Annotated in this window: 11 protein-coding genes; 6 read left to right on the top strand and 5 right to left on the bottom strand. The window is 66.9% G+C overall.

What is annotated here, in order from left to right:
* Positions 1-56 precede the first annotated feature (56 nt).
* The 4 genes from QW868_RS22210 to QW868_RS22195 form a co-directional block, all read right to left on the bottom strand.
* Complete coding sequence (locus tag QW868_RS22210; RefSeq protein ID WP_316231516.1) at positions 57-791, bottom strand: MBL fold metallo-hydrolase; 735 nt, start codon at positions 789-791, stop codon at positions 57-59.
* Positions 792-804: 13 nt separating this feature from the next.
* On the bottom strand, positions 805-1,113 hold the full coding sequence (locus QW868_RS22205; RefSeq protein WP_315735819.1) for a DUF6460 domain-containing protein: 309 nt from the start codon (positions 1,111-1,113) through the stop codon (positions 805-807).
* 103 nt (positions 1,114-1,216) lie between these two features.
* A complete protein-coding gene (locus QW868_RS22200) occupies positions 1,217-3,103 on the bottom strand; it encodes an ATP-dependent DNA ligase (protein ID WP_316231515.1) in 1,887 nt (628 codons plus the stop codon).
* Positions 3,100-4,146 carry a ligase-associated DNA damage response exonuclease gene (locus tag QW868_RS22195; protein WP_315757682.1) on the bottom strand — a complete coding sequence of 349 codons (1,047 nt, stop codon included), beginning with the start codon at positions 4,144-4,146 and terminating at the stop codon, positions 3,100-3,102. Before QW868_RS22195 ends, QW868_RS22200 begins: the two co-directional genes overlap by 4 nt.
* A 115-nt stretch (positions 4,147-4,261) precedes the next feature.
* Between QW868_RS22195 and QW868_RS22190 the strand changes: the two genes are divergently transcribed.
* From QW868_RS22190 to pdeM, 4 genes are all read left to right on the top strand, one after another.
* Complete coding sequence (locus QW868_RS22190; protein ID WP_316231514.1) at positions 4,262-5,188, top strand: methyltransferase domain-containing protein; 927 nt, start codon at positions 4,262-4,264, stop codon at positions 5,186-5,188.
* 108 nt (positions 5,189-5,296) lie between these two features.
* On the top strand, positions 5,297-6,526 hold the full coding sequence (locus QW868_RS22185) for an ABC transporter substrate-binding protein (protein WP_315757618.1): 1,230 nt from the start codon (positions 5,297-5,299) through the stop codon (positions 6,524-6,526).
* Between the two features lie 389 nt (positions 6,527-6,915).
* Positions 6,916-9,621, top strand: coding sequence for a ligase-associated DNA damage response DEXH box helicase (locus QW868_RS22180; RefSeq protein ID WP_316231513.1), 2,706 nt, complete (start codon positions 6,916-6,918; stop codon positions 9,619-9,621).
* A 49-nt stretch (positions 9,622-9,670) separates the two neighbouring features.
* Positions 9,671-10,324 carry a ligase-associated DNA damage response endonuclease PdeM gene (gene pdeM / locus QW868_RS22175; RefSeq protein ID WP_316231542.1) on the top strand — a complete coding sequence of 218 codons (654 nt, stop codon included), beginning with the start codon at positions 9,671-9,673 and terminating at the stop codon, positions 10,322-10,324.
* Between the two features lie 247 nt (positions 10,325-10,571).
* Here pdeM and QW868_RS22170 read toward each other — a convergent pair whose 3' ends face one another.
* Entirely contained in the window at positions 10,572-11,438 is an 867-nt protein-coding gene (locus QW868_RS22170; RefSeq protein WP_316231512.1) for a LysR family transcriptional regulator, read from the bottom strand.
* Between the two features lie 97 nt (positions 11,439-11,535).
* Between QW868_RS22170 and QW868_RS22165 the strand changes: the two genes are divergently transcribed.
* Together QW868_RS22165 and QW868_RS22160 are read left to right on the top strand one after the other, a co-directional pair.
* Positions 11,536-12,456, top strand: coding sequence for a DMT family transporter (locus QW868_RS22165; protein WP_316231511.1), 921 nt, complete (start codon positions 11,536-11,538; stop codon positions 12,454-12,456).
* Positions 12,453-13,232 (top strand): MBL fold metallo-hydrolase, encoded by a 780-nt coding sequence (locus tag QW868_RS22160; RefSeq protein WP_316231510.1) that lies wholly within the window; start codon positions 12,453-12,455, stop codon positions 13,230-13,232. The genes QW868_RS22165 and QW868_RS22160 overlap by 4 nt, the downstream gene beginning before the upstream one ends.
* Positions 13,233-13,238: the final 6 nt, after the last annotated feature.

The following is a 13,238-nucleotide window of genomic DNA, read 5'->3' as shown; positions in this document are numbered from 1 at the left end:
CAAAGCGCGCGGCACGCGCGTCTCTCCTGGTCTTAGCGGCCTTTCGCGTCTCTCAGCTAGAGGTCGATGCTCATGCCGTCATGCGCGGCCACATGGCCGATGCTGTCCAGCCGGCCCAGCATGTCGTCGCTCATATGGGTGAGCACCAGCCGCTTCGGCCCGATCTCGCCGAGATGCGCCTCCAGCGCCGCGAGGCTGAGATGGTTCTTCACCGCCTTGTCGTAGGTGTAGGCCTCGGCGATCAACAGGTCGGCGTCGCGGCCGAGCGGGATCAGGCTGTCGGTCCACTCGGTATCGGCGGTGTAGGCGACGATCTTTCCCTCGGCCTCGATCCGGTAGCCGAGAAACGGTCCGCCCGAATTGCCGTGGACGACTGGAAACGGCGTCACGCAGACCGCGCCGAAGCGCGTTGGCTGCTCAGGCGCGAGCTCGATCACCGACAGTTCGAATTTCCGCGGCGTGCGCGACGAATGCTCGAACAGCGCTTCCATCACCTGCGTCAGCCGCGCCTCGATGCCGGCCGGGCCGACGATCACCAGCGGCTGCGTCCGGCGCGAAAACTGCGCATCGAGCAGCAGGAACGGCAGGCCGGCGAAATGATCGCCATGGAAATGCGTGATCAGGATCAGTTCGATATCGTTGCAGGCGATGCCGAGCCGCTTCAGCGCCGGCAGCGACGAGGCGCCGCAATCGATCAGGAGATTCGTGCGCGAGCCGGTCAGATGGAAGCAGGTGTTGGACCTGCCGCCCGAGCCGAACGCGTCACCGCAGCCGACGAAGCGGAGCTGCATCGGCTGCGTCTCTCTACCGGCCGCGCGGGGCGAACAGCCGCGACAGGAACCAGATCGGGATCACGATCACGGCGCCGAGCAGGAAGTAGCGCCACAGCCAGTTGAAGGCGTCGAAGCCGAGCTCGTACAGCCGGATGAACAGCAGCCGGATGCTGTGCAGAATGTTCAAGGGATCGAAGCCGATCGCCGACAGCACCACGCCGACCAGGATCGACAGCAGGACCAGCCGGAACGCCACCGACAGCGGCGAGCCGCCGAGAAAGCGATACAGACCATCCGAGCTGCGGGCGCGGGCCGGATAGTCCCTGATGTCGTTCGACATGTCATCGTCTCCAGGCGGGTTCGTCGGATTCGCGAGCCCGATTATAAAGCACGGCAGGGCAGGTGGGGAACCCGGCTCGCCGCCGCAAGCTGGTTACTGCCATTTAATGTTCCCGCGCTGTCACGCCGGGGTTCTCGCTCTTCAGCATGCGCTCCAGCGTCTCCAGCCGGTCGGCGTCGCGCGGTGGCTTGTCCCAGCGCAACCGGTTGATGCGCGGAAAGCGCATCGCGATGCCGGATTTGTGCCGCGGCGAGCGCTGCAGGCCCTCGAACGCCACTTCGAGCACGAGCCCCTGCCCGGGCTCGTGCACGACGTGGCGGACGGGACCGAACTTCTCCGTGGTGTTGCGGCGGACGAAGCGGTCGATCTGCAGCAGCTCCTCGTCGGTGAAGCCGAAATAGGCCTTGCCGACGGGCACCAGCTGATCGCCGCCGTCTCCCGCCGTCCAGACGCCGAACGTGTAGTCGGAATAATAGGACGAGCGCTTGCCGTGGCCGCGCTGCGCATACATCAGCACGGCGTCGATGATGTGCGGATCGTGCTTCCACTTCCACCACTGCCCCTTGGGACGCCCCGGCAGATACAGCGCGTCGCGCCGCTTCAGCATCACGCCTTCCACGGCCTCGGCATCGTCGCCGGCCCCGGCCGAGGCGGGATTGGCACGCGCGGCCTTCAACGCATTCCAGGTCGCGAACGCAATGGTCGGTGACAGGTCGACGCGCGGATCGTCCAGGCGCTTGATGAACGCCTCCAGCTTCGCGCGGCGCTCGGCGAACGGCAGCTCGCGCAGGTCATTGTCCTCATCGCCGAGCAGGTCGTAGGCCCGCAGGTGGATCGGGTACTCCTTCATCAGCTTCGGCGACACCGTCTTGCGATTCAGCCGCTGCTGCAGCACGTTGAAGCTCTGTACGCGCTGATCGCGCACCACGAGCAGCTCGCCGTCGAGCGCGCCGGGCAGATGCAGCGATGGCAGCAGGTCCGGAAAGCTTCCCGTGATGTCCTCGCCGCTGCGCGAATACAGCCGTGTGACGACGCGGCCGTCGGCCTCGCGGCCGCTCACCGCCTGCACGCGGATGCCGTCCCATTTCCATTCCGCGATGTAGTCGGCCGCGTTCATGCCGGCGAAGTCGTCGTCCTCGACCGCATGCGCCAGCATCACAGGGCGGAACGGCGCGGGATCGCGGTTGACCGGCTTGTCGCCGCGGCCCTCCAGCCACGCGAACAGGTCGAGATAGGGCGGCGCGAGGCCCGGCCAGATCAGCTCGACCTCGTGTGGGTCCTTGTCGCCGAACGCGGCCGCTGCGGTCTTGGCAAGCCGCGCGGAGATGCCGATGCGCAAGGCCCCGGTGACCAGCTTCAGCAGTGCCCAGCGCCCGGTCTCGTCGAGCTCATCCAGCCATTGCGCGAGTTGCCGCGGCATCTCGGTCTTGCCGAGGGTGCGCAGGGTGGTGACGACCTCGGTCAGCGTCGGCGGTGGCGGGTTGTTGTGGCCGGATGCTCTCGTAAGACCACCTGTGTGGCACCCCCCTCCCTGACCCTCCCCCACAAGGGGGGAGGGAACGGAGAGAGCAGTGCTCGGAGGAGCAAGATCACTTGTTGAGCCCCTGTTGGCTATCGAACGAGATGCAAGCTCCGAGTGCCACTCGGCTCCCTCCCCCCTTGTGGGGGAGGGGTGGGGAGGGGGGTACCCAGGAACGAGCTGCTGATGATGCGCCCTGTCCTTCGGCCACATCAGCGCGACGGTCTCCGAGAGATCCCCCACATAATCATACGACAGCGCGAACAGCACCGGATCGGCGCGCGCGGCGATGAGATCGCGGATCAGCGCCGGCTTGGCGTGCTTGAACGACAGCGCGCCCGTCAGCGCGCCCAGCGCGTAGCCGCGATCGGGATCCTCGACCTCGCGGAAGTACGACGTCAGCAGGCGCAGCTTGTTGTTGCGGCCGGGCTCATAGGCGAGGCGGTCGAGCAGCTCGGCGAAGCGGTTCATGCCTCCGCGTCCTCCGTCGCCACCACCTCGCTCTCCTCCTCGTCGCCATAGCCGACCAGATCGAGCGGCCGGGCCGCCAGGCCCTTGCTCCGGCACCAATGCACCAGCGCGTCCTCCTGGCCGTGGGTGACCCACACCTCGCTTGCGCCGGTCGCCGCGATGGTGGCGGTCAGCCCGTCCCAGTCGGCATGGTCCGAGATCACCAGCGGCAGCTCGACGCCGCGCTGCCGGGCGCGGGCGCGCACCCGCATCCAGCCCGAGGCGAAGGCCGTGACGGGATCGGGAAAGCGCCGCGTCCACAGGTCGGAGGTCGCGCTCGGCGGCGCCAGCGTGATCGTGCCGGCGAGCTCGGCCTTCTTGACGCCCTTCACAGGCCTCAGCTCGCCCAGCGCGATTCCCTTGTCCCGATAGTAGCGCGTGATCCTCTCCATTGCGCCATGCAGGTAGATCGGCTGCTCATAGCCGGCCTCGCGGATCAGCGCGATCACGCGCTGCGCCTTGCCGAGGGAATACGCGCCGACCAGATGCGCGCGGTCGGGAAACAGCGCCACCGAGGCCAGCAGCTTGTTCACTTCCAGCGCTGCGTCGCCGTGACGGAACACGGGTAGGCCGAACGTCGCCTCGGTGATGAAGACGTCGCATTGTACCAGCTCGAACGGCGCGCAGGTCGGATCGCGCGCATCCTTGTAGTCGCCGGATGCGACGATGCAGGTCCCGCCACAGGACACCTTGATCTGCGCCGAGCCGAGCACGTGACCGGCGGGATGAAAGCTCGCGGTGACGTCGCCGAGCCTGATCTCCTCGCCATAGCCGATCGCCTGGATCGAGCCCGCAAAATTGTCGCCATAGCGCAGCCGCATGATGTCGAGCGTCTCCTGCGTCGCCAGCACGGCGCCGTGGCCGGCACGGGCATGATCGGAATGGCCGTGGGTGATCAGCGCCCGCTCGACCGGGCGCACGGGATCGATGTGAAAGCCGCCGGCCTTGCAGCACAGGCCGGAGGGAACGGGCAGCAGGATGTCTTGCGGGCGCATGCCGGTCATATAGGTCACGCAAGACGCGTTTTCAGGTCGTGCCAGTTTCCATCTCGTCATGCGCGGGCTTGACCCGCGCATCCATCTCCTCGATGAGAAGCCCGCATTGACGACGATGGTTCCCATGCCCAACCGCCTGTTCCTGTCCTCCGGCGATCTGATCGCCGACCGCCGCTACGAGTTCGCCCGCGACCTGCAATTGAAGGGCGACCTGGTCGCGGCCGCCGAGGTGATGGAGCAGGCCATCGAGGTCGCCCCCAGCTTCGCCTCGGCCTGGTTCGAACTCGGCAAGATCAGGATCGCGCTCGGTGAAACCGACAAGGCAATCTCTGCCTTCCGGAACGCCTGCGTCGCCGATCCGGATGACCGCCACGGTGCCGCTGTGCGTCTGATGCAGCTCGGCGCCGCGCCGCTCTCGGACATGCCGAAGGCCTATGTGCAGTCGCTGTTCGACCAGTACGCGCCGCGTTTCGAGACCGAGCTGATCGAGCGGCTGCACTACCGCGCGCCCGCGATCCTGTTCAAGGCGGTGATCGCGGTGCGCGCGGCCGAGCGCAAGCCGGCCTATTTCAAGCGCGCGATCGATCTCGGCTGCGGCACCGGGCTGGGTGCAGCGGCGTTCGCCAGCAACGTCGACAGCTTCATCGGCATCGACCTGTCGGCCGGCATGATCGCGGAGGCGCGCGCCACCGGGCTCTATGCCGGGCTCGAGGTCGACGACATGACCGCAGGGCTGCAGCGTCAGGACGTTGCGTCTGCTGATCTCATTCTCGCAGCCGATGCGATGGTCTATGTCGGCGACCTCGGCCCGGTGCTGCGCGAGGCGCAACGTGTGCTGGCGCCGGGCGGGCTGCTGACCTTTACCGTTGAGACCCATGACGGCGACGGTGTGATCATGGGGAAGGGGCTGCGTTATGCCCATGGAGCGGAATATGTCCGTGGCGTGATCGCGGCCGCGGGATTGACGCTGGCCCATCTCGAGCCGGCGTCGCCACGCACCGAGGAGCAGCTGCCGGTGCGCGGGCTGGCCGTGGTCGCCGTCGGGACTTGAGTCTACACGCTATTGAATGCGCTGCACGCGGCGTCCAATGCGGCAACTTCGCTCTTGCCGCAGCTCTCCCGATGCCAAAAAATGTCGGCAGTCTAGGGAGAGACAAAAATGAAAAAACATCTGACGCGGCGCGATTTCTGCGCCACCGCGCTTGCGACCATCGGCGCTTCATCCATCGCGTCGCCCCATGTCTGGGCTGCCGAGAAGAAATATGATGCCGGCGCCAGCGACACCGAGATCAAGATCGGTCAGACCATTCCGCATTCCGGTCCCGGTTCGCTGTACGGCGTGCTCGGCCGGGTGGGGGAAGCCTATTTCCAGATGCTCAACGAGCAGGGCGGCATCAACGGGCGCAAGGTCAAGTTCTTGACCATGGACGATGCCTATAGCGCACCGAAATGCGTCGAGGCGACGCGGCGGCTGGTCGAGCAGGACGAAGTGCTGGCGCTGTACGGCTCGCTCGGCACTGCGCCGCAGACCGCCGTGCACAAATACCTCAATTCCAAGGGCGTGCCGCAGCTGCTGCTCAACACCGGCGCCTCGAAGTGGAATGATCCGAAGAACTACAAATGGACCATGGCGGGGCTGCCGCTCTATCCGACCGAGGCGCGCATTCTCGCCAAGCACGTGCTGAGCGTGAAGCCGGAAGCCAAGATCGGCATCCTCTATCAGAACGACGATTTCGGCCGCGACTTCCTGGGACCGTTCAAGAAGGTGCTGGCCGACGCCGGCGGCAAGGCGCAGGTGATCATGGAGCAGACCTATGATCTCACCGAGCCGACGGTGGACTCGCAGCTGATCAATTTGTCGAAGTCCGGCGCCGACGTGTTTTACAACATCAGCACGGGAAAGGCCTCGTCGCAGTCGATCCGCAAGGTGGCCGAGCTCGGCTGGAAGCCGCTGCAGCTGCTGTCGGCGGGCTCGACCGGCCGTTCGATCCTGTCCGCCGCCGGCCTCGAGAATGCCAAGGGCATCGTCGCGATCCGCTATTCCAAGGACGCCGGCGTGCCGCAGTGGAAGGACGATCCGGACGTGAAGGGCTTCGAGGCGCTGCGCGCCAAGTACCTGCCCAGCATCGATCCCGACAACACCATCGCCTATGCCGGCTACGGTCAGGCGGTGTCGATGGGTGAGATCCTGCGGCGCTGCGGCGACACGCTGACACGCGAGAACGTGCTGAAGCACGCCACGACCTTGGCCGGCTTCCACTCGCCGTTCTTCCTCGATGGAGTCAATTACGCCTACACGCCGGACGACTACACGCCGATGAAGACGCTCTACATCTCGATCTTCGACGGCAAGGACTGGAGCATCTCCGAGAAGCCGATGACGGAGTAGGAGTGGCGCTGCGGTCTTGTTCGTCATTGCGAGCGAAGCGACGCAATCCAGAGTTCTTCCGCGGACGCAGTCTAGATCGCTTCGTCGCTTCGCTCCTCGCAATGACGATGTGGCGAGGGATGCAGCCTCAAACTCCGCTGTCGTCCCTGCCTAGTGCGCAATTGCGCACGCGGCGCAGGGATCCATAACCACCGGCTTTGTTGGGACGATGACTGGCAGTAAGCGTCTCACCGATGGATTCCGCGGTATGGGTCCCTGTGTTCGCGGGGACGACGGCGGAGCGTGGCGAGGCGCTGGTGCGCTTCAGGATAGGCTGGCACGGCAGCCGTGAAGGCTAAGGCGCCTATCCGCCCCTCGACGAACCGCGGGCGACTGCCTACCTTCCCCCGGTGCCGCCCCGCGTCTCACCAGTCCCGCCTGACGACAGCGCCGCCTTGCCCGACCATTTCACCGAATGGTTCGCGGCGCGCGGCTGGGCGCCGCGCGCGCATCAGCTGGCGCTGCTGGAGAAGGCGCGCGCGCAACGCTCGGCGCTGCTGATCGCCCCGACCGGCGCCGGCAAGACGCTCGCCGGGTTCCTGCCGACCTTGGTGGAGCTCGGCTCCGCCGTCGCGCCGAAGCATCGTTCTGTTCTTGCCAAGCGATCCGCTCTCTCCACTCCCTCCCCCCTTGTGGGGGAGGGGCGGGGAGGGGGGCCTCCGGCGGCGGTGTCGATGGTGGCACCCGGCACCGAGCCGAATGTACTGGTCGAACTCGCGAACACGGAAAAGAGCAAGCAGACGGCGAACCGCATCCCGCGACCCGCCGGCCTGCACACGCTCTATATCTCCCCGCTGAAGGCGCTCGCGGTCGACATCGCGCGCAATCTCGAGGCGCCGATCTCCGAGATGGGCCTGCCGATCAAGGTCGAGACCCGCACCGGCGACACGCCGGTGTCCCGCCGGCAGCGGCAGCGCCGCTATCCGCCGGACATCCTGCTGACCACACCGGAGCAGATGGCGCTGCTGCTGTCGTCCGACGATGCGCCGTTCCTGTTTTCCTCGCTGAAGCGCGTGGTGCTCGACGAGCTGCATGCGCTGGTCACCTCCAAGCGCGGCGATCTGCTGTCGCTCGCGCTGGCGCGGCTGTGGCGGCTTGCGCCGGACATGCGCATGATCGGCCTGTCGGCGACCGTCGCCGAGCCCGAGCAGCTCGCGCGCTTCCTGGTGCCGCAGCCGAGCGGCGGCATTGCTGCTGCGGATGTCGTGGTCGCCGGAGGCGCCGCGCAGCCGGTGGTCGAGATGCTCGACACGCAGGAGCGGCTGCCGTGGGCCGGCCACAGCGCGCGCCATGCGCTGGCCGAGATGTACGAGCTGATCAAGCGAAACAAGACCACGCTCGTGTTCGTCAACACCCGCAGCCAGGCCGAGATGCTGTTCCAGGAGTTCTGGCGCATCAACGACGACAATCTCGCCATCGCCCTGCATCACGGCTCGCTCGACGTCGCGCAACGCCGCAAGGTCGAGGATGCGATGTCGGCAGGCAGGCTGCGCGGCGTCGTCTGCACCTCCTCGCTCGATCTCGGCGTCGACTGGGGCGACGTCGATCTCGTCATCAATGTCGGCGCGCCCAAGGGCTGTTCGCGGCTGATGCAGCGCATCGGCCGTGCCAATCACCGGCTCGACGAGGCTTCGCGGGCGGTGCTGGTGCCGGCCAACCGCTTCGAGGTGCTGGAATGCTCGGTCGCGATCGATGCCATAGCCGACAATGCGCAGGACACGCCGCCTTTGCGCACCGGCGCGCTCGACGTGCTGGCGCAGCACGTGCTCGGCTGCGCCTGCGCCGAGCCGTTCCTCAGCGACGAGCTCTATGTGGAGATCATCACTGCGGCCCCCTATGCGTCGCTGTCGCGCGCCGATTTCGACGATGTCATCGACTTCGTCGCCACCGGCGGCTACGCGCTGAAGACCTATGAGCGCTTCGCGCGCATCAAGCAGGATGCAAAAGGACGCTGGCGCGTCGCCAATCCCAAGGTGCGGCAGAGTTATCGCTTGAACGTCGGCACCATCGTCGAGGAGGCGATGCTGAAGGTGCGGCTGGTGCGCTCGTGCGGCGGCGGCGCCGGTTCGACCGGCGCGATCGCGCGCGGCGGCAGGCTGCTGGGCGAGATCGAGGAGGCGTTCATCGAAGGGCTCACGCTCGGCGACACGTTCGTGTTCAGTGGCGAGATCGTGCGCTATGAGGCGCTGGCCGAGGACCAGGTGTATGTGTCGCGCGCCAACGATGCCGATCCCAAGGTGCCGTCCTACATGGGCGGCAAGTTTCCGTTGTCGACCTATCTCGCCGATCGCGTCCGCGGCTTGCTGGATGATCGCCGCGCATGGTCGGCCTTGCCGGAGCAGGTGCGCGACTGGCTGTTGCTGCAGAAGGACGTGTCGCGCGTGCCGGCGCGCCGCGAGCTCCTGGTCGAGACCTTCCCGCGCTCCGACAAGCATTATCTCGTCTGCTATCCGTTCGAGGGCCGGCTCGCGCATCAGACGCTGGGCATGCTGTTGACGCGAAGGCTGGAGCGGGCGCGCGTCCGGCCGCTCGGCTTCGTCGCCAATGAATATGCGCTCGCGGTGTGGGGGTTGGGCGACATGTCGTTGATGGTCAGCCAAGGCCGGCTCGATCTCGCCGCTCTGTTCGATCCGGACATGCTGGGCGACGACCTCGAGGCGTGGCTGGCCGAATCGGCGCTGATGAAACGCACGTTCCGGTCCTGTGCGATCATCTCCGGCCTGATCGCGCGGCGTTCGACGACCGAAGAGAAGACCCGCCGCCAGGTGCTGTTCTCGACCGATCTGGTCTACGACGTGCTGCGCCGGCATCAGCCCGATCACATGCTGTTGCGCGCCGCGCGTGCCGATGCCGCCACCGGCCTGCTCGATCTGAAGCGGCTCGGTGATATGCTGGCCCGCATCGAGGGACGAATCACCCATCGCCCGCTCGATCGCGTCTCGCCGCTGGCGGTGCCGGTGATGCTGGAAATCGGCCGCGAATCCGTCTATGGCGAGGCCGCTGACGAGCTCCTGGCGGAAGCTGCCGAGGAACTCGTGAAGGAAGCGATGGGGTAGATCGAGAAGCGAGGCGGACTTGCGGGCGACTGTCTGCGCATCGGGAATGATGGACGTCGCCGGCATCGCGCTGCGCGCCGATCTCTCCGGCGCGCTGGTGTGGGACGAGCAGCGCCTGCTCATCGTTTCCGACCTGCATCTGGAAAAAGGCTCGAGCTACGCGTCACGCGGCACGCTGCTGCCGCCGTTCGACACCGCCGCGACCTTGCACCGGCTGGCCGCCGTGGTCGCGAACTACAATCCGCGCGCCGTGATCGCGCTCGGTGACAGCTTTCACGATCGCGACGCGCATACGCGCCTGACCGGTGATGATCGCGCCTGCATCGCCAACCTCCAGGTCGGCCGCGACTGGATCTGGATCACGGGCAACCACGATCCGGCCCCGCGCGGCATCGGCGGCGAGGTGGTCAACGAGATCACGGTCGGCGCGATCAGCTTCCGTCACGAGCCGACCGGCGCGCGTGGAGAGATCGCCGGCCATCTGCACCCCAAAGCGCGGGTGGCGACGCGGGCGCGCACTTTGGAGCGGCGCTGCTTCGTCTGCGACGGCGAGCGCGCCGTGATGCCGGCGTTCGGCGCCTATGCCGGCGGCCTGAGCGTGCGCGACGCGGCCTTCGCCAAGCTGTTTCCGAAGCGCGCCTTCATCGCGCACGTGCTGGGAGATAGGCGCCTGCACAGCATCGCCGCGGCGCGGTGCTATTAGTCGGATGATGGAAATTCATTAGTTGGATCAGTGATCAGAGGTCGAACGGATCATTCGACGCTGGACTGATCATGCCCGCTGCGCGCACCGTTGCGCCCTCTCCCCCGCTTGCGGGGGAGAGTTGGAGAGGGGGCGCCAAGCGCACCGCCGTCGGAGCGGCCCCCTCCCTAGCCCTCCCCCGCAAGCGGGGGAGGGAATGCACTTTGCTCGTGGCGCCATGGTCGCAGGAGCCGCGGACGAATGCCCGTCAGGCCGCCTTCGCCTGCACCTTCTCGCAGAACTCGGCCAGCCGGTCGGCCAGGCGCAACGTCGCCGGGCTGGCATCGGGCGAGGCCAGCAGCGCAACCTCGGTGCGGTCGATCGGCGCAAAGCCCTCGCGGGCCGTCAGCACGCGGTGCTCCGACTGCACCGACATTTCGGAGAGGATGCTCAGCCCCATGCCGGCGGCGACCGCGGCCTGGATGCCGGCGAGGCTCGACGATGTGTAGGCCATGTGCCAGGCGCGCCCTCTGCTCTCCAGCGCATGGATCGCCCGGGTCCGATAGAGGCAGCCGAGCGGGAAGCCGATCAGCGGCAGCGAGCGGGCGTCGAGGTCGACGGGATGGGCCTTGCTGGTCACCCAATAGACCTGCTCCGGCCACGCCGCGATCGCCGCCCTGGTGTCGTCAATGCCGCGCTTGAGCAGCGCCAGATCGAGATCGCCGCGCTCGATGTCGCGCTTCAGGTTGAGGCTCTGGTCGGCGCGGACGTCGAGCCTGAGATCGGGATGGGCGCGTGCGAACGCGGCGAGCAGCTTGGCGAGCCGGTAGGCCGCGAAATCCTCGGGGATGCCGAGCTTCACCGCGCCGTCGGGTCCCGGCCGCGCCACGACATCGCGGGCCTCCTCGGCGAGTGCCAGCAGGCGGCGGGCATAGGACAGCAGCCGCTCGCCGGCCTCGGTCGGCGTGACCTCGCGGCCGTCACGGTTGAGCAGCGTCTGGCCCAGATCCTCCTCGAGCCGCCGGATCTGCTGGCTGATCGTTGATTGCGTGCGGTGGACGCGCTCGCCGGCGCGGGTGAAGCCGCCGGCCTCGACCACCGAGACGAAACTGCGCAACAGGTCCAGATCGAGCACGCGGGATCTCCATTCGGAAAACCACTGAGTATCAGTCTATCATTTAATTTCCAAATGGGAAAGAACAGCCCTACACCGGCGACGAAGGAGAGCTCCGATGTCGTCCGTTTCCTCGGCTGCCGTGACCCCGATGAAGTCGAACCTGCTGCCGCTCGAAATCGGCCTGTTCTGCTTGCTGTGGAGCTTCGCCTTCGTCGCCGGCAAGGTCGGCGTGACCTATTGTCCGCCGCTGCTGCTGCTCGCGGCGCGGTTCTCGCTCGCCGGCGTCCTCATTCTCGTGGTGTCGGCGGTCCGGGGCGAGCTGCGCATGAGCTGGCGCGATGCGGCCGTGTTCGCGATCATCGGCATCGCCAACAACGCGCTGTATCTCAGTCTCGGCTACACCGGGCTGCAGACGGTGTCGGCGGGGCTCGGCGGCCTGATCGTCTCGGCCAATCCCGTATTCACCGCGGTGTTCGCGGCGCTGCTGCTGCGCGAGCCGCTGACCCTGCGCAAGATCTCAGGCCTCGCGCTCGGCACCATCGGCGTCGCCATGATCGTCTGGCACCGCATGTCCGTCGGGACCGACCAGCTCGAAGGTATTCTCTATACTCTGGCGGCGCTGGCCTCGATCGTGACCGGCACCATCCTGTTCAAGCAGCTCGCCCCGAAGGGCAGCCTGTGGGTCGGCAATGGCATCCAGAACCTCTCGGCCGGGTTGGTGCTATGGCCGGTCGCGCTCGGCGTGTCGAACATGGGCGCGATCGTGCCGAATGCGCAACTGATCGGCGCGTTTGCTTTCCTAGTGCTCGGCGGCTCGATCCTGGCCTACGTGCTCTGGTTCCACCTCTTGAAAGTCTGCGGCGCGACCGCCGCCAGCGCCTATCATTTCGTGATGCCGCCGCTGGCGATGATCTTCGCCTTCCTGGTGCTCGGCGAGCACGTGGCGCTGCAGGACCTACTCGGCGTCGTTCCTGTCGCGCTCGGGATCTATCTGGTCACGCGGGCGCCGGCCCGTACCGTTGGAGCATCATCATGAGCGTTGCGATCACCCTGATCGGCGGCCCGACCGCCCTGATCGAAATCGATGGCTTCCGCCTGCTGACCGATCCCACATTCGATGCTCCTGGCCGCTATGAATTGCCGCATGTCGTGCTGGAGAAGCTCACTGGACCGGCGATGACCGCGGAGGCGATCGGCGAGGTCGATGCGGTGCTGCTGAGCCATGATCAGCATTCCGACAATCTCGACCACGGCGGCCGCGCCTTCCTGACACGTGCACCGCGCGTGCTCACGACGGAAGTCGGCGCAAGCAGGCTCGGTGCGCCGGCGGAAGGGCTGGCGCCGTGGCAGACGACGCAGCTCGGCAAGGGCGGCAGGACATTGACGGTCGCGGCGACGCCGGCGCGCCATGGTCCCGCCGGCATCGAGCCGCTGGCGGGCGATGTGATCGGCTTCGTCCTCATCCCGCAGCAGGGCGCGACCGTCTATGTCAGTGGCGACACGGTGTTCTATGACGGCGTGGCGGAGGTGGCGCGGCGTTTCAAGCCTAGCGTCGTGATGCCCTTTGCCGGAGCGGCGCAGACACGCGGGCCGTTCCATCTCACCATGGATACCAACGACACGGTCGAGACCGCGCGCGTGTTTGCCGAGGCCGCCATCGTTCCGGTTCACACGGACGGCTGGGCCCATTTCCGCCAGGACGCGCAGGATCTGCGCAAAACCTTCGATGCGCTCGGGTTCGGTGCGCGGCTGAAGCTTCTGGAGCCCGGTGTGAGGACGGTGATCGCCTCGTCGCCCAGCTCCTCGCAATGAGGCGGA

The organism is Bradyrhizobium sp. SZCCHNR1051 (assembly GCF_032489615.1).
Taxonomy (GTDB): Bacteria; Pseudomonadota; Alphaproteobacteria; order Rhizobiales; family Xanthobacteraceae; genus Bradyrhizobium.
This window is presented reverse-complemented; position numbering and strand designations above follow the sequence as displayed.

Bases quoted from the DNA above. Each gene is read 5' to 3' on its own strand.
- QW868_RS22190 (WP_316231514.1), top strand. From the start codon at position 4,262: ATGCCCAACCGCCTGTTCCTGTCCTCCGGCGATCTGATCGCCGACCGC.
- QW868_RS22205 (WP_315735819.1), bottom strand. From the start codon at position 1,113: ATGTCGAACGACATCAGGGACTATCCGGCCCGCGCCCGCAGCTCGGAT.
- pdeM (WP_316231542.1), top strand. From the start codon at position 9,671: ATGGACGTCGCCGGCATCGCGCTGCGCGCCGATCTCTCCGGCGCGCTG.
- QW868_RS22160 (WP_316231510.1), top strand. From the start codon at position 12,453: ATGAGCGTTGCGATCACCCTGATCGGCGGCCCGACCGCCCTGATCGAA.
- QW868_RS22185 (WP_315757618.1), top strand. From the start codon at position 5,297: ATGAAAAAACATCTGACGCGGCGCGATTTCTGCGCCACCGCGCTTGCG.
- QW868_RS22165 (WP_316231511.1), top strand. From the start codon at position 11,536: ATGTCGTCCGTTTCCTCGGCTGCCGTGACCCCGATGAAGTCGAACCTG.
- QW868_RS22200 (WP_316231515.1), bottom strand. From the start codon at position 3,103: ATGAACCGCTTCGCCGAGCTGCTCGACCGCCTCGCCTATGAGCCCGGC.
- QW868_RS22210 (WP_316231516.1), bottom strand. From the start codon at position 791: ATGCAGCTCCGCTTCGTCGGCTGCGGTGACGCGTTCGGCTCGGGCGGC.
- QW868_RS22195 (WP_315757682.1), bottom strand. From the start codon at position 4,146: ATGACCGGCATGCGCCCGCAAGACATCCTGCTGCCCGTTCCCTCCGGC.